This window comes from Pseudomonas sp. 1D4, from assembly GCF_001728925.1.
Lineage (GTDB): Bacteria > Pseudomonadota > Gammaproteobacteria > Pseudomonadales > Pseudomonadaceae > Metapseudomonas > Metapseudomonas otitidis.
The window spans coordinates 143781-160740 of the sequence record NZ_LXJQ01000004.1 but is presented as its reverse complement, the minus strand read 5'-3'; the positions used below and the strand labels follow the sequence as shown (position 1 = coordinate 160740).

Here is a 16960-nt window from a genome sequence, read left to right as displayed (position 1 = left end):
GGAGTCCCCCCGATGTCCGTGTCCGTCCCGTTGCCGCCGCCCACCCGTGAACAGGCCCGCCTGGCGGCCCTGGACCGTGCCCACTACCTGCACGGCTACCACCTGTTCGACGAGCACCGCGTGCTCGATTCCCTGCAGATCGCCGGAGGGGAGGGCGCCTACATCCACGACCTGGCCGGCAACCGCTACCTGGATGCGGTGGGGGGCATGTGGTGCACCAACATCGGCCTGGGGCGCGAGGAGATGGTCGAGGCCATCGCCGAGCAGGCGCGCCAGCTCGCCTACTCCAACCCCTTCTGCGACATGGCCAACCCCCGGGCGGTGGAGCTGTGCGCCAAGCTGGCGGAGCTGGCGCCCGGAGACATCGACCACGTCTTCCTCACCACCGGCGGCTCGACTGCCGTCGATACCGCCATCCGCCTGGTGCACTACTACCAGAACTGCCGGGGCCTGCCGCAGAAGAAGCACATCCTCAGCCGTCGCCACGCCTACCACGGCTCCACCTACCTGGGCATGTCCCTCGGCGGCAAGCAGGTGGACCGCGAGAGCGGCTTCGACTTCATCCAGGACGGCATCCACCACCTCAGCGGGCCCTATCCCTACCGCGCCCCCGCAGGCATGAGCGAGGCCGACTACCTGGAAAGCCTGGTGGCCGAGTTCGATGACGCCGTGCGCGCAGTGGGGGCGGACAAGGTCGCGGCCTTCATCGCCGAGCCGGTGTTCGGCTCCGGCGGCGTGATGGTGCCGCCGGAGGGCTACCACGCCCGCATCTGGGCGCTGTGCCAGCGCTACGACATCCTCTACATCGCCGACGAGGTGGTCACCTCCTTCGGTCGCCTCGGGCACTTCTTCGCCAGCGAGGCGGTGTTCGGCATCCAGCCGGACATCATCACTACCGCCAAGGGCCTGACCTCGGGCTACCAGCCGCTGGGCGCGTGCCTGTTCTCCGAGCGCATCTGGTCGGTGATCGCCGCGCCGGATCAGGGCCGCTGCTTCACCCACGGCTTCACCTACTCCGGGCACCCGGTGGCCTGCGCGGCGGCGCTGAAGAACATCGAGATCATCGAGCGGGAGGGGCTGCTGGCCCACGTCGAAGACGTCGGCCGCTATTTCGAAGCGCAGCTACGCACCTTGCTGGACCTGCCCATGGTGGGGGACGTGCGCGGCATCCGCTTCATGGCCTGCGTCGAGTTCGTGGCCGACAAGGCCAGCAAGACCCTGTTCCCCGAGGCGCTGAACATCGGCGAGTGGGTCCACCTGCGGGCGCAGAAGCGCGGCCTGCTGGTGCGGCCGATGGTGCACCTGAACGTCATGTCGCCGCCGCTGATCCTCACCCGCGAGCAGGTCGACTTCATCGTCCGCGTGCTGCGCGAAAGCATCATCGAAACCCAGGAGGACCTGAAACAGGCCGGTCACTGGTAGCGCCGCTGCGGCGCACCCGCGCCGCCCACTCCCCTGCAGAGGAAAGCCCCCCCGATGGACGACAACAAGAACAAGGTCCTGCGCTTTCGTGATGTCACGCTGTTCACCGTCTCGGCCATGCTGTTCATGGACCAGATCGCCCTCGCCGCGTCGCTCGGCTCCACCAGCCTGTTCTGGTGGGGCTACGTGCTCCTGCTGCTGTTCATCCCCATGGGGCTGATGACCGCCGAGCTGGGCACTACCTTCCCCGGCAGTGGCGGTGTCTACCACTGGGTGCGCCTGGCCTTCGGGTCGCGCTGGGGTGCCCGGCTGTCGTGGATGTACTGGGCCAACAACGCCCTGTGGATGCCCTCGGTCTACATCCTCTTCGCCGCCATGCTCAGCGAGTTCTTCCTGCCCGGGTTGGGGCTGTGGAGCAAGATCGCCATCGGCGTGTTCCTGGCGTTGCTCACCGCCGTGTTCAACGCCATCAACCTGCGCATCGGCAAATGGCTGCCGAACCTGGGGGCGCTGATGAAGCTGGTGGCGGTGCTCGCACTGGGCATCGGCGGCATCCGCTACGGCCTGGAGCACGGCTTTGCCAACGCATTCAACCTGGAGGCGATCCTGCCGTCTTCCGGGGTGCAGTTCGCGGCGCTGGGGGTGATGGTCTACGGCATCATGGGCACCGAACTGGCCTGCTGCAGCGCCCCGGAGATGCGCAACCCGCGCCGCGACATTCCCCGCGCGGTGCTGGTCTCGGGCCTGCTGATCGCCGCCTTCAACGTGTTCGGCACCCTCGGCGTGCTGGCCGCGCTGCCGCCGGAGCAGACCGACGTCACGCAGATCTTCTCCGTGTCGCTCTACCAGATGTACGGCCATGAAGGCCTCGGCGGCGCATTCGCCACCCTGGTGGCCTGCTTCGTGCTCTTCACCCTGTTCACCAACATGGTCACCTGGAGCATGGGCACCAACCGGGCTGCCGTGGCGGCGGCGATGGCCGGGGAGTTGCCGGCGCTGTTCGGCCTGGTCCACCCGCGCTACCGCACGCCCATCGGCCCGGCGCTGCTGGCTTCCGGCGTGAGCATCCTGGTGATGCTGGTGTACGGCCTGGTCGCCGACAGCGCCGAGGAGCTGTTCTGGACCCTGCTGTCCATCTTCGCAATGATTTTCATGATGCCGTACGTGCTGATGTGCCTGGCCTTCATCCGCCTGCGCCTGGCTGACCCCACGCCGCGAGCCTTCCGCCTGCCGCTGGGCAATGCCGCCGCCTGCGCCTGGGCGGGCCTGGTCGGCTTGCACGTGGTGGCCGGCATCGTGCTCTTCGTGGTCACCCCCGGCGAGCCGATGGACTGGGGCAAAGCCTCCAAGATTCTCTGTGGCGTCGGCCTGGCGCTGCTTATCGGCGAAGTGCTGATCCGCGGCCAGGCGTTGCGCCAACTGGCGCCCCGTCCCTTGCTCGGCAGTCGCTGAGGCCGGCACCGACCCTGGGCCTGGCTGACCAGTGGCAGCCGGGCCCGCGTGCCTGCTTGTTGATCGGCCGTTCAGTAGTGGCTAGGCTGCTGCAGCCACCCTGGCCTCGGCCTCGGTGTCACCGTCCGACAACCAGAACAAGAAACGCCCCGGCACGCCGGAGGTGAAAGGTGATGGCGATGGTTCCCCGCGTATTGGTCGTCGATGACGATCCGGTGATTCGTGAGCTGCTGCAGAGCTACCTGGGCGATGAGGGTTACGAGGTGTTCTGCGCGGCCGATGCCGAGCAGGCCGAAGCCGTGCTGGCCAAGACCTCCCACCTCGGCCAGCCCGTGGAGCTGGTGCTGCTGGACGTCCGCCTGCCCGGCAAGGACGGCCTGACCCTGACCCGCGAGCTGCGGGTGCGCTCCGAGATCGGGATCATCCTGATCACCGGGCGCAACGACGAGATCGACCGCATCGTCGGCCTCGAATGCGGCGCCGACGACTACGTGATCAAGCCCCTCAACCCCCGCGAGCTGGTGTCCCGGGCGAAGAACCTGGTGCGCCGCGTCCGCCATGCCCAGGCCGAGCCCGGCCCCGTGCGCCAGGTGCTCAAGCAGTTCGGCGACTGGCTGCTGGACACCGATCGGCGCCGCATCATCGATTCCACCGGCCATGAAACGCTGCTCACCCAGGGCGAGTTCCAGTTGCTCAGCACCTTCCTGCGCAACAGCGGCCACACCCTCAGCCGTGACCAGTTGATGGACCAGATCCGCAACCGCGAATGGCTGCCCAACGACCGCTCCATCGACGTGCTGGTCGGGCGCCTGCGCCGCAAGTTGCGCGATGACCCCGCCGACCCGCAGCTGATCATCACCATCCACGGCGCCGGCTACCTGTTCACCGCCACCCCCAGCGAGGCCTGAGCGTGCGCTGGCTGGCACTCCTGGCCTGGGGCTGGTGCAGCCTCGGGCTGGCGGCCGAGACCCTGCGCTATTGCGACTACCCGGTGTACCCGCCCGTGTCCTGGAGCGATGGCCAGGCCGTGCGCGGCCTGGCGCCCCAGGTGGTGAAGCGGGTGCTCCAGGAGCTGGGCTACGAGATGCAGGTTGTGGTCCTCGGCAACTGGAAGCGCTGCCTGATGGATGCCGCCAGCGGCCGCGTCGACCTGGTGCTGGCCTACCGCACCGGGGAGCGCCAGCACTACCTGGCGTTCGCCGAGGCGCCGGTGCTGCGGGAGGAGGTCGCGCTGTTCTACAACCGCCACAAGCCCCTGGCGGTGAAGCGCCTGGCCGACCTCGCCGGCTACCGTGGCGGGCTGCTGTTCGGGGAAAGCTACGGTACCGAGTTCGACCGCTTCGTCACCCGCCAGGGGCGCATCGAATACGTCTCGGACAGCCGGCAGAACTTCGGCAAGCTGATCCGCCAGCGCATCGACTTCATCCCCTACGAGCGGCGCACCGGGCGGCTGTTCGTGGCGGGCATGCCGGGCGGCGAGGCCATCGTCGATGCGCCCGAGCCCCTGGCGGTGGACTACCTGCGGCTGGCCGTGTCGCGGCGTTCGCCGCTCCTGGCGCGGCTCGACGACATCGACCGCATCCTGCTGGCGCTGCAGGCCGACGGCAGCCTGCAGCGCTGGCTGGAAGAGAGCGAGCGCGACTACCGCACCCAGGGGCGCCCCCTGGAGGGCACCTCTAAAAACGTAGGCGAGGCCGTCAGTGCAAGGCAAAAACAGGCGAAAAAGCGCAGTTTACGCAGTGTAAATGAGCACTTTGAGCCTGTTTTTAACGCAGCAATGGCAACGCAGGTAGTTTTTAGAGATGCCCTGGAGGCGCCATGAAGGCCTGGCATGCCCCCGGACCGCTGGCCCGGCGCCTGCTGCAGCGGGTCCTCGGCTTCAGCCTGTGCGTCACCCTGCTGGCCGGTGCGGTGCAACTGGGCCTGGAATACCAGCGCGAGATGCAGGCCATCGAGCAGCGCCTGGAACTGATCCGCAGCGGCTACCTGGCCAGCTTCGAGCGCAGCCTCTGGGACCTCGACCAGGCCCAGCTCAAGGTGCAGTTGCGTGGGCTGGTGGATTTCCCCGATGTCGCCTGGGCGAGCCTCGCCAGCGAGGATTTCACCCTGGTCCAGGGCGACATCCAGGTGCCCGGCCCGGTGCGTGTGGAGCATTTCCCCCTCGACTACCAGCCGCCGGACGGTGAGCGCCGTCACCTGGGCGAGTTGACCCTGGCCACCGATCTTGGGGCTATCCACCGGCGCCTCTGGCAGAGCGGCCTGGACGGGCTGCTGTGGATGGGCCTGTTCCTCTGCGGTCTTGCCGTGGCCCTGAGCCTGCTGTTCCACAGCCTGGTGACGCGGCACCTGGAGCGCATGGCCGGCTTTGCCCAGCGCATGGCCGAAGGCGACCTGCAACAGCCGCTGCACCTGGACAAGCGCGCCCGGCCCCGGCCGGACGAGCTCGACACCGTGGCCCAGGCCCTCGACACCATGCGCCAGGCCCTGGGGCGCGAGCGCAGCGAGCTGCAGCGCCAGGTCGAACGGCGTACCGCCAGCCTGCAGCGGGCCAAGGAGGAAGCCGAGGCCGCGAACGAGGCGAAGATGCGCTTCCTGGCGACCATGAGCCACGAGATCCGCACACCGCTCAACGGCATCCTCGGCATGGCCGAACTGCTGCGCGACGCCGACCTGGGCACGCTGGAGCGCAAGCGCCTGCACGCCCTGCACAAGGCCGGGGAGGGGTTGCTGGCGGTGCTCGACGAAGTCCTGCTGTTCGCCCGCCTGGAAGACGGGGTGAGCCTGCCGGAGGCCGTCGAGTTCGACCTGGGCGAGCTGCTGGACGAGGTGCTGACGCTGCTGGAGCCCCGCGCCGAGGCCAACGGCACCGTGCTCTCGCTGCGCCTGGACCCGACGGTGAACCGCCGCTGCCGAGGGGCCGAGCAGTTCCTCCGCCAGGTGCTGAGCAACCTGCTGGCCAACGCCGTGAAGTTCACCGCCGATGGCGATGTACGGGTGGAGGTGACCGCCACCCCGGCCCAGGGCGCGGCCCAGCGCGTGCGTTTCGTGGTCAGCGACAACGGCATCGGCATCCCCGAGGCGGCCCAGGCGCGGATCTTCGAGCGCTTCGTCCAGGCCAGTGACGACGTCACCCGTCGCTATGGCGGCAGCGGCCTGGGGCTGGCCATCAGCAAGCGGCTGGTGGACGCCATGGGCGGGCAGATCGGCTTGCACAGTCGGGAAGGCGAGGGCAGTCGCTTCTGGTTCGACATCGACCTGCAGCCCGCGACGTCGCCGGTCGCCCGACCGCAGGGCAATGCGCCCGTGGGTCGTGCCCTGCAGGTGCTGCTGGTGGAGGACGTGGCACTGAACCGCGACGTGGCCCAGGGGCTGCTGGAGCGGGAGGGCCACCCGGTGCAGGTCGTGGAGGACGCCCAGCCGGCGCTGGATGCCTGCCGCCAGCAGGCGTTCGACCTCATCCTGCTGGACATGCACCTGCCGGGCATGGACGGCATCGAGCTGTGCCGGGCGATCCGCCGGCAGGCGGACGGACTCAACCGGGCGACGACCATCCTTGCCTTCACCGCCAGCGTCCAACCGGCCAGCGTCCGCCGCTACTTCGAGGCGGGCATGCAGGGCGTGCTGGCCAAGCCCCTGCGCCTGGACGCCCTGCGTCGTGCACTGGCCATGCCCGGCACCCCGCCGCCGGACGAGGCGGACGACGGAGCCGCACTCGACACCCGGCTGCTGGCCACCCACCGCGAACTGCTGGGGGAGAACCGCCTCGCCGCGCTGGTCGGCGCCCTGCGCCAACTGCTGGCCGAGCAGATGCCCCTGCTGCACGAAGCCATCCGCGCCGACGACCGGGACGAAGTCGCCGGCCTGGCCCACCGCCTTGCCGGCAGTTGCCGGTCACTGGGTTGGCGTGGCCTGGGGAACGGCCTGGCGGCCCTGGAGGCCGCTGCCCTGGCGGGCGAGGCGCTGCAGGGCTGGAGCGAGCGCCTGGACCGGGAGCGGGCGGCGGTCGAGGCGCAGATGCAACAGCTCGCCTGAAACTGTTGCGGTTTAGAGCAAACACTCAAGCGCAGTACTTTCGGGAGTTTTCGCCGTCTCCCTAGGGTGGGTTTTGCTCCGCTCTACCCACGAAACGTCGTGCGCACTAGGTGGTGGTGCGTCGGCAAAGAAAGGTGGGGCAGCCGCCAAATGCCCCCTTTCAGGAGGCCGAGCGGAATCGTCGTTACAGGGGGTGAGCGACATGGATGTCGCGAGAGCCGCGATGGGCCAGGGATGGCCCTTCGCGGCGTGCCCCGGGAACGACGATGAAGCGAGGGAAGTCTGGCGATAGCCAGACCCGTATGTCGGGGGCGAGTTTTTTGGTTCCTTTTCACCGGGCTGGCGCTCCAGCGATTGGAAAAGGGACTCGCCCGGGGGGGCGAAACCAAAAACACCAGCAAAGCTCGGCAATCAACTGGGCGGGAAAGCTTCTCGCAACACCTGACGCGGGAAGAGCCAGACAAAAATTACCCATAGAGCTCGATAACCAGTTCGACTAGACGTCGCTATACGGAAGGCCTCCTTAGGCGAGACAGCTTCATTACAGCTTTTTACAACTTCGATCCCGGCGATCAACGGCGCCTTACATCTCCTTCGAATAATCCGGCGGTATCCGTGCTCGAGCCACGGCCTCTGATCGATTGGAGATAACAACAATGACCCAACGTAGAGTTCCGCTCACCCGCACCCGCCGTTCCCCGGAGGTGCGCCATGTCTGAGACCCATCACGCCGGCAGCGGCGAGAAAATCCAGCTCACCCGCGCGCTCAAGAGCCGGCACATCTTCATGCTCTCGCTCGGCGGGGTGATCGGCACCGGCCTGTTCATGGGCTCGGGCGTCACCATCGGCTCCGGTGGCCCGATGGGCGCCATCCTCGCCTACCTGGTCGCCGGCCTGCTGATGTACCTGGTGATGGTCTGCCTCGGCGAACTGTCGGTGCAGATGCCGGTCTCCGGCTCGTTCCAGGCCCATGCCACGCGCTTCATCGGCCCGGCCACCGGCTTCATGATCGGCTGGGTCTACTGGATGAGCTGGGCCTCCACGGTGGGCCTGGAGTTCACCGCCGCCGGGATGCTGATGACGCGCTGGTTCCCGGATGTCCCCATCTGGGTGTGGTCAGGGCTGTTCGTGGTGGTGCTGTTCTCCCTCAACGCCCTGGCGACCCGGGCCTTCGGCGAGGCCGAGTACTGGTTCTCCGGCATCAAGGTGGCGGCCATCCTGGTGTTCATCCTGGTGGGGCTGCTGGCGGTGTTCGGCGCCATTCCCCTCGAAGGCCAGGCAGCGGCGCCGGGCCTGGCCAACCTGGTGGGCGATGGCCTGTTCCCCAACGGGCTGGCTGCCGTGTTCGCGGTGATGATGACGGTGGTCTACGCCTTCCAGGGCTGCGAGATCATGGGCGTCGCCGCCGGCGAGACCGACCAGCCGGAGAAGAGCATCCCCCAGGCGGTGCGCAACGTGGTCTTCCGCGTGCTGATCTTCTACGTGCTGGCCATCGGCGTGCTGGCCGCCATCGTCCCCTGGAGGGAGGCAGGGCTGATGGAGAGCCCGTTCGTCCAGGTGTTCGACAAGGTGGGCATTCCCTATGCCGCCGACCTGATGAACTTCGTGATCCTCACGGCGATCCTCTCCGTGGGCAACTCCGGGCTTTATGCCTCCACCCGCATCCTCTGGGCCATGTCCAAGACCGGCATGGCGCCGCGCCAGTTGTCGAAGCTGAGCGCCCGGGGCGTGCCGCTGTATGCGCTGCTGATCACCCTGTGCTTCGCCCTGCTGTCGCTGCTGACCAGCATCGTCGCCGCCGACACCCTGTTCATGGTGCTGATGGCGGTGAGCGGCATGGCCGGCACCGTGACCTGGATCGTCATCGCCTACGCCCAGTACCGCTTCCGTCGCGAACACATGGCCAAGGGCGGCACCCGGGCCGATCTGAAGTACTCGGCGCCGTTGTTCCCGCTGGTGCCGCTGGCCTGCATCGCCATCTGCTGCTCGCTGTTCGTCTTCCTCGCCCTGGACCCCACCCAGCGGCCGTCGTTGTACTGGGGCTTCGGTTTCATCGCTGTGTGCTACGGCGCCTACTTCCTGATCCGCCGCAGGCGTGGTGGTGATGTGGGGGAGGAGATCGTTCCCAGCATCGGCTGACCCTCTGTGTGACGACCAAGGCCCCGCAGTGCGGGGCCTTTTTCATGGCGTAAGGATCTTTGTTCGAAGTTGTAACGCTGCCGGAGGCCAGCGTCCTTCTCTTGCCCTTCGGCGCCAGGGCTGGCGCGTTCCGGCGGCTTTGCACGCTTCGTTACAGGCGGCTGCCGGGGTGGATTGTGGTCTTGTTGAACGACTGTTTAGCATGAGGCCACGCATTCGCCTCCACACAATCAACGACAAGAACGAGGGCCGCATGACACAGCCATCCCCGCTCAGCCGGGTCCAGGGCGGTATCGCCTGGATCACCCTGAACCGCCCTGCACAGCGCAACGCGCTGGACATCCCCACGCTCAAGCACCTGCTGGCCCTGCTGGACGCCCATGAGGCCGACCCGGCGGTGCGCGTCATCGTGCTGACCGGCGAGGGCCGCAGCTTCTGTGCCGGCGCCGACCTCGCCGAATGGGCCGAGGCCGAAGCCCGGGGCGAGCTGGAGACCTACGGCTGGACCGAAACCGCCCACGCCCTGATGCGCCGCCTGCATGGCCTGGACAAGCCGACCATCGCCGCCGTCAACGGCACCGCCGTGGGCGCGGGGATGGACCTGGCGCTGTGCTGCGATTTCCGCATCGCTGGCGCCTCCGCGCGCTTCAAGGCCGGCTACACCGGCATGGCCTACTGCCCGGACGCCGGCGCCAGTTGGCACCTGCCGCGCCTGATAGGCAGCGAAGCGGCCAAGCGCCTGCTGTTCCTCGACGAGCTGTGGAACGCCGAGCGCGCGCTGAATGCCGGCCTGGTCGGCGAAGTGGTTGCCGATGAACACCTGCTGGAACAGGTCGGCGAATTCGCCGCGCGCCTGGCCGCCGGGCCGACCTTCGCCTTCGCCCAGACCAAGCGCCTGATGCGCGATGGCGCCAGCCGCACCCTGGCCCAGCAACTGGAGGCCGAGCAGGCCGCCGGGCTGCTCTGTGGCCGCAGTGAGGATGCCGCCGAGGCGCTGCGCGCCGTGGCCGAGAAACGTTCCCCCCAATTCAACGGCCGTTGACGGCTGCAGGTGATGCCATGGATTTTCAACTGACCCAGGAACAGGACATGCTCGTCGAGGCGGTCAAGGCCTTCGTCGAGAAAGAGCTGCTGCCCCACGAGGAAGACGTGGACCGCGCCGACGCCGTGTCCCCGGAGCTGGCCGCGCAGATTCGCGGCAAGGCCATCGCTGCTGGTTTCTACGCCTTCAACATGCCCGAGGACGTCGGCGGCGGTGGCCTGGACTACCTGTCCCAGGCGCTGGTCGAGCGCGAGCTGTCCAAGGTGTCCTGGGCGCTGCATGTGTTCGTTGCGCGCCCGTCGAAGATCCTCATGGCTTGCACCGGCGCGCAGATCGGCGACTACCTGCTGCCCTGCGTGCAGGGCGAGAAGATCGACTGCTTCGCCCTCACCGAGCCGGGCGCCGGTTCCGACGCCAACGCCATCAAGACCCGCGCCGTGCGTGACGGCGACGACTTCATCATCAACGGCGCCAAGCACTTCATCAGCCACGCCGGGCATGCCGACTTCGCCATCGTCTTCGCGGTGACCGACACCTTCGAGCGCAACGGCAAGAAGCGCAACGCCGTGACCGCCTTCCTGGTGGACAAGGGCACCGCCGGCATGACCGTGCGCCGGGGGCCGAAGTGCGTGAGCAACAAGGGCTACCACACCTACGAAATCTTCTTTGATGACTGCCGCGTGCCGGCCTCCAAGGTCCTCGGCGAAGTGGACAAGGGCTGGGAAGTGGCCAACGCCTGGCTCACTGCTGGCCGCGTGATGGTCGCCGCCAACTGCGTCGGCCAGGCCCAGCGCGCGCTGGACCTGGCGCTGCAGTGGTCCGCCGACCGCAAGCAGTTCGGCCAGCCCATCGGCAGCTACCAGGGCATTTCGTTCAAGCTCGCTGACATGGCCACGCAGATCCGCGCCGCCGAGCTGATGACCCTGCACACCGCCTGGAAGATGGACCGCGGCACCATGAGCGACGGCGAGGCCGGCATGGCCAAGCTGTTCGCCAGTGAAGTGCTGGGCAAGGTGGCCGACGAGACGGTGCAGATCTTTGGCGGCATGGGCCTGATGGACGAAGGGCCGGTGGAGCGCATCTGGCGCAACGCGCGCATCGAGCGCATCTGGGAAGGCACCTCGGAGATCCAGCGCCACATCATTTCCCGCGAACTGCTGCGTCCGCTGCTGCGCTGAGGCCCGTGCCATGAAACGCGAAAACCTCCAGCGCCTGCTGGCGCCCCGTCACCTAGCCTTCATCGGTGGCCGCAGCATGGCGCGCGCGCTCAAGCGCTGCGCCGAAGGCGGCTTCGCCGGACCGATGTGGCTGGTCAACCCGCAATACGACGAACTCGAAGGCGTGCCCTGCGTGCGCACCATCGCCGAATTGCCCGAAGGGCCGGACGCAGTGTTCGTCGCCACCCATCGCGAGCTGACCCAGCAGGCCGTCGCCGAGCTGGCCGCCAAGGAGGCCGGTGGCGTCATCTGCTACGCCTCCGGCTTCGCCGAGACCGGCGCCGAAGGCGAAGCCCTGCAACGCCGCCTGCTCGCCAGCGCCGGCGACATGGCCCTGCTGGGCCCCAACTGCTACGGCTTGCTCGACTACCTGCACGGCGCCGCGCTGTGGCCGGTGGCCCACGGCGGGCAGCGGGTGGAGAAGGGCGTGGCGGTGCTCACCCAGAGCGGCAACTTCGCCTACAACCTGTCCATGAGCGACCGCTCGCTGCCCATCGCCTACATGGCCTCGGTGGGCAACCAGGCGCAGCTGGGCGTGGCCGAACTGATGGACGTGCTGCTGGATGAGCCGCGCGTCACCGCCATCGGCCTGCACCTGGAAGGGCTCAGGAACGTCCCCGGCTTCGCCCGCGCGGCTTACAAGGCGTTGCACAAAGGCATCCCGCTGATCGCCCTGAAGACCGGCGTGTCGCAGATCGGCGCCGAACTGGCGCTCAGCCACACCAGCTCCCTGGCCGGCTCCGATGCGCTGTACGACGCGCTGTTCGAGCGCCTCGGGGTGATCCGCGTCAGCGGCCCGGTGAGCTTCATCGAAACCCTCAAGGCGGCCGCCTGCGGCAACCTGCCGGCCGGTCCGCGCCTGGCGGCGCTGGCCTGCTCCGGTGGCGACGCCGGGCTGATCGCCGACTACGCCGAGCGCAACGGCCTGGCCCTGCCCAAGCTGGTCGACGCTCAGCGCGCCGAGCTGGCCCAGGTGCTGCCGGACTACGCCAACATCGCCAACCCGCTGGACTTCACCACTGCCATCTGGGGCGACGGCCCGGCGCTGGAGTGCATGCTCGACAGCGCCCTGCAGACCGACGCCGATGCCGCCCTGCTGGTGCTGGATTACCCCGGCGAGGAAACCGGCGAGCGCCCGCAGTGCGACCTGCTGCTGGAGCTTTACTGCGCGGCGCTGGAGCGCCACGGCAAGGTGGGCTTCATCGCCTCTGCGTTGCCGGAGCTGCTGCCCAGGCCGGCCCGTGAACGGCTGCATGCCCACGGCGTCGCGGCATTGCAAGGCGTGGAAGACGGCCTCGCCGCCTGGGGGCGCATCGCCCATTACCGCCAGCGCCGCGACGCGCTGCTGGCCCGTGGCGAAGCTGCCCTGGTGCCGCTCTGCCCGCAGGCGCTGGAAGGTGAAGGCCGGCTGCTGGACGAGTGGCAATCCAAGCAGGCACTGAAAGCCTTTGGCCTGCCGCTGCCGCGCGCAGCGTTGAGCACCCCGGCGCAAGCCCGCGAAGCGGCCGCCGATGTCGGCTTCCCATTGGCGCTGAAAGTGGTCAGCGCGCAACTGCCGCACAAGACCGAGGCCGGCGGCGTGGCGCTCAACCTGCGCAACGAGGCCGCGCTGGAAGCGGCGCTGTTCGACATGCGCGCGAGCATCGCCCGCCACGCGCCCGGCGTGCCCTTCGAACAGGTGCTGCTGGAGCGCATGGCCAACCCGCCATTGGCCGAGCTGATCGTCGGCATCAAGCGCGAGAACGGCTTCGGCCTGGCGCTGGTGCTGGGTGCCGGCGGCATCCTCGTCGAGTTGCTCAAGGACAGCCGCAGCCTGCTGCTGCCCACCACCGATGCGGCGATCCGCGATGCCTTGCTCAGCCTGCGCAGTGCGCCGCTGCTCACTGGCTTTCGCGGGCGCCCGGCGGTGGACCTGGAGGCGCTGGTGGAAGCCATCCGCGCGGTGGCCGACTACGCCTGCGAACACGTGGACAGCCTGCTTGAGCTGGACGTGAACCCGCTGCTGGCGGACGCCGAAGGCGCCGTGGCGGTGGATGCACTGATCCGCCTCGCCGAATGACCGTCACGCTTCAGCCCTTGGGGAGACCACCCATGCAACAGACCACACCTCTCACCGGCGGCCAGGCCCTGGTCCGCCTGCTGGCCAACTACGGGGTCGACACCGTGTTCGGCATTCCCGGTGTACACACCCTGGAGCTGTACCGGGGCCTGCCCGGCAGCGGCATCCGCCACGTGCTGACCCGCCACGAGCAGGGTGCCGGCTTCATGGCCGACGGCTATGCGCGGGTCAGTGGCAAGCCGGGCGTGGCCTTCATCATCACCGGGCCGGGGGTGACCAACGCCGCCACCGCCATCGGCCAGGCCTACGCCGACTCGATCCCGCTGCTGGTGATCTCCAGCGTCAACCACACCGCGAGCCTCGGCAAAGGCTGGGGCTGCCTGCACGAGACCCAGGACCAGCGCGCGATGACCGCGCCGATCACCGCGTTTTCCGCCGTCGCCCTGAGTGCCGAGGATTTGCCCGAGCTGATCGCCCGCGCCTACGCCGTGTTCGACAGCGAGCGCCCGCGCCCGGTGCACATCTCCGTCCCGCTGGACGTGCTGGCCAACCCGGTCGCCCGCGACTGGACCCATGAGGTGGTGCGCCGTGCCGGCCGTGGCCAGCCCTGCGCCGCCGCGCTGCGGCAGGCTGTGGATAAACTCCAGGCCGCCCGGCGCCCGATGATCATCGCCGGCGGCGGTGCGCTGCAGGCCGCCGATGCCCTGGCCGCGATGAGCGAGCGCCTGGCCGCGCCGCTGTTCACCAGCGTCGCCGGCAAGGGCCTGCTGGCGCCGGAAGCGCCGCTCGCCGCTGGCGCCACCCTGTGCACCCAGGCCGGTTGGGACATGATCGCCGAGGCCGATGTGGTGCTGGCCATCGGCACCGAGATGGCCGACACCGATTACTGGCGCGAGCGCCTGCCGCTGTCCGGCGAGGTGATCCGCGTCGACGTCGACTCGCGCAAGTTCAACGACTTCTACCCGTGCGCCGTGGCGCTGCTGGGGGATGCGAGGGCCACCGCCGAGGCGTTGCTCGCCGCGCTGCCGGCTGCCGCCCGGGATGCGGCCAGCGCCCGCGCGCGCATCGGCCGGCTGCGTGAGCAACTGGAGGCCAGCCATGCCCCGTTGCAGCGCATCCACCAGGCGATCCTCGAACGCATCGCCCAGGCGCTGCCGGACACCGCCTTCATCGCCAGCGACATGACCCAGCTGGCCTACAGCGGCAACTACCTGTTCCCCAGCCGGGCGCCGCGCAGCTGGCTGCACCCCACCGGCTACGGCACCCTCGGCTACGGCGTACCGGCCGGCATCGGCGCCAAGTTCGGCGCGCCGGAGCGCCCCGGCCTGGTGCTGGTGGGCGACGGCGGCTTCCTCTACACCGCCCAGGAACTGGCCACCGCCACCGAGGAGCTGGACAGCCCGCTGGTGGTGGTGCTGTGGAACAACGATGCGCTGGGGCAGATCCGCGACGACATGCTCGACCTGGACATCGAGCCCATCGGCGTGCTGCCGCGCAACCCGGATTTCGCCCTGCTCGGCCGCGCCTACGGCTGCGAGGTGCGCCAGCCACAGAGCCTGGACGCACTGGAACAGGACCTGCGCGAGGGCTTCCGCCATCCAGGGGTGACCCTGATCGAGCTGAAACACGCCTGCGCCCAACAGGCCCGCTGACCCAAGGAGCTGCCCATGCGCTACTCGAACTTCACCCAACGCATCGCCGGCGACGGTGCCGCCGCCTGGGACATCCACTACCGCGCCCTGGCGCGTATGGAGCAGGGCGACGACATCCTGCTGCTGTCCGTTGGCGATCCGGACTTCGACACGCCGGTGCCCATCGTGCAGTCGGCCATCGACAGCCTGCTGGCCGGCAACACCCATTACGCCGACGTGCGCGGCAAGCGTTCGCTGCGCGAAGCCATCGCCCGTCGTCACAGCCAGCGCAGCGGCCAGGCCGTCACCGGCGATGACGTGGTGGTGCTGGCCGGCGCCCAGTGCGCGCTCTACGCCGTGGCGCAATGCGTGCTCAACCCCGGCGATGAAGTGATCGTCGCCGAGCCGATGTACGTCACCTACGAGGCGGTGTTCGGGGCCTGTGGCGCCACCGTCGTGCCGGTCCCGGTGCGCTCCGAGCACGGCTTCCGCGTGCAGGCCGAGGACGTGGCGGCGCGGATCACCCCGCGTACCCGCGCCCTGGCGATCAACAGCCCGCACAACCCCTCCGGCGCCAGCCTGCCGCGCACCACCTGGGAAGCACTCGCCAAGCTGTGCGTGCAGCACGACCTGTGGATGATCTCCGACGAGGTCTACAGCGAGCTGTTGTTCGAGGGCGAGCACATCAGCCCCGCCAGCCTGCCGGGCATGGCCGAGCGCACGGCGACTCTCAACAGCCTGTCGAAGTCCCACGCCATGACCGGCTGGCGCGTGGGCTGGGTGGTGGGGCCGCGGGCGCTCTGTGGGCACCTGGAGAACCTGGCCCTGTGCATGCTCTACGGCTCGCCGGACTTCATCCAGGACGCCGCCTGCACCGCGCTGGAGGCCCGCTTGCCGGAGCTGGAGGCCATGCGCGAGGCCTACCGCCAGCGCCGCGACCTGGTGCTCGACTGCCTGGCCGATTGCCCCGGCGTGCGTGCCCTGCGGCCCGACGGGGGCATGTTCGTGATGGTGGACATCCGCGCCACCGGGCTCTCCGCCCAGGCCTTCGCCGACCGCCTGCTGGACGGCCACGGGGTCTCGGTGCTGGCCGGCGAAGCCTTCGGCCCCAGTGCGGCCGGGCACATCCGCCTGGGCCTGGTGCTGGGCGCCGAGCCCCTGCGCGAGGCCTGTCGCCGCATCGCACGCTGCGCGGCCGAGGTGCTTGAGCAGGGTGCGTCCTCTTCCAATGACCCTGCGCGACGGGAGTTCGCATGAATGTATTGATCGTCCACGCTCACAACGAACCGCGCTCCTTCTGCGCCGCGCTGTGCCGGCTCGCCGAGCAGACGCTGCGGGAGCAGGGCCACGCGGTGAAGGTGTCGGACCTGTATGGGATGAACTGGAACCCCGTGGCCAGCGAGGCGGACTTCCTCGAACGGCGCAACCCGGACTATCTGGTGTACGCCCTGGAGCAGCGCGAGGCGGTAACGGCCCGGACCCTGGCCGCCGACATCCGCGAGGAGCTGGACAAGCTGCTGTGGGCGGACCTGGTGATCTTCAACTTCCCGGTCTACTGGTTCTCCGTGCCGGCCATCCTCAAGGGCTGGTTCGACCGGGTGCTGGTCTCCGGCATCTGCTACGGCGGCAAGCGCTTCTACGACCAGGGCGGGCTCGCGGGCAAGCGCGCCTTGCTGACCCTGACCCTGGGCGGGCGCGACCACATGTTCGGCCCGGGGGCGATCCACGGCCCGCTGGAGGACATGCTGCGACCGGTCCTGCGCGGCACGCTGGCTTACACCGGCATGACGGTGCTGCCGCCGTTCGTCGCCTGGCACGTGCCCTATGTGAGCGACGACGTGCGGGCCGGCTACCTGCAGGCGTACCAGGCGCGGCTCGCCGGGATCGAGCAGGACGCAGCGCTGGTCTTCCCCCGTCTCGACCAGTTCGACACGCGGCTGTACCCGTTGCCCGCAGAGGGCTGAAC

11 protein-coding genes and 1 pseudogene are annotated in these 16960 nt (G+C 68.9%); all 12 read left to right on the top strand.

From position 1 onward, the window contains the following. The first annotated feature begins 12 nt into the window (after positions 1-12). The 12 genes and pseudogenes from A7D27_RS03685 to A7D27_RS03630 all read left to right on the top strand — a co-directional run bounded on the left by A7D27_RS03685 (position 13) and on the right by A7D27_RS03630 (position 16958). Entirely contained in the window at positions 13-1422 is a 1410-nt protein-coding gene (locus A7D27_RS03685) for an aminotransferase (protein ID WP_069563476.1), read from the top strand. 54 nt (positions 1423-1476) lie between these two features. Further along, on the top strand, positions 1477-2874 hold the full coding sequence (locus A7D27_RS03680; protein ID WP_069563475.1) for an APC family permease: 1398 nt from the start codon (positions 1477-1479) through the stop codon (positions 2872-2874). Positions 2875-3047: 173 nt separating this feature from the next. Further along, the gene (locus tag A7D27_RS03675; RefSeq protein ID WP_107331359.1) at positions 3048-3782 is read left to right on the top strand and encodes a response regulator transcription factor; all 735 of its coding nucleotides are present in this window, start codon (positions 3048-3050) and stop codon (positions 3780-3782) included. Continuing rightward, positions 3779-4522, top strand: a pseudogene (locus A7D27_RS03670) (substrate-binding periplasmic protein); the annotation flags it as partial. The gene A7D27_RS03675 and the pseudogene A7D27_RS03670, both read left to right, overlap by 4 nt. A 170-nt stretch (positions 4523-4692) precedes the next feature. After that, positions 4693-6906 (top strand): ATP-binding protein, encoded by a 2214-nt coding sequence (locus tag A7D27_RS03665; RefSeq protein WP_069564103.1) that lies wholly within the window; start codon positions 4693-4695, stop codon positions 6904-6906. A 711-nt stretch (positions 6907-7617) separates the two neighbouring features. Next, a complete protein-coding gene (locus A7D27_RS03660; RefSeq protein WP_069560639.1) occupies positions 7618-9045 on the top strand; it encodes an amino acid permease in 1428 nt (475 codons plus the stop codon). A gap of 253 nt (positions 9046-9298) precedes the next feature. Beyond that, the gene (locus tag A7D27_RS03655) at positions 9299-10087 is read left to right on the top strand and encodes an enoyl-CoA hydratase/isomerase family protein (protein ID WP_069564102.1); all 789 of its coding nucleotides are present in this window, start codon (positions 9299-9301) and stop codon (positions 10085-10087) included. Between the two features lie 17 nt (positions 10088-10104). Then, positions 10105-11265, top strand: coding sequence for an acyl-CoA dehydrogenase family protein (locus A7D27_RS03650; protein ID WP_069564101.1), 1161 nt, complete (start codon positions 10105-10107; stop codon positions 11263-11265). A 10-nt stretch (positions 11266-11275) separates the two neighbouring features. Then, the gene (locus A7D27_RS03645; RefSeq protein WP_069564100.1) at positions 11276-13363 is read left to right on the top strand and encodes an acetate--CoA ligase family protein; all 2088 of its coding nucleotides are present in this window, start codon (positions 11276-11278) and stop codon (positions 13361-13363) included. Between the two features lie 32 nt (positions 13364-13395). Further along, positions 13396-15015: a 5-guanidino-2-oxopentanoate decarboxylase gene (locus A7D27_RS03640; RefSeq protein WP_069560635.1), complete on the top strand. Its 1620-nt coding sequence runs from the start codon at positions 13396-13398 to the stop codon at positions 15013-15015. A gap of 15 nt (positions 15016-15030) precedes the next feature. Then, complete coding sequence (locus tag A7D27_RS03635) at positions 15031-16251, top strand: pyridoxal phosphate-dependent aminotransferase (RefSeq protein ID WP_069560634.1); 1221 nt, start codon at positions 15031-15033, stop codon at positions 16249-16251. Continuing rightward, on the top strand, positions 16248-16958 hold the full coding sequence (locus A7D27_RS03630) for an NAD(P)H-dependent oxidoreductase (RefSeq protein WP_069560633.1): 711 nt from the start codon (positions 16248-16250) through the stop codon (positions 16956-16958). Before A7D27_RS03635 ends, A7D27_RS03630 begins: the two co-directional genes overlap by 4 nt. Positions 16959-16960 lie beyond the last annotated feature (2 nt).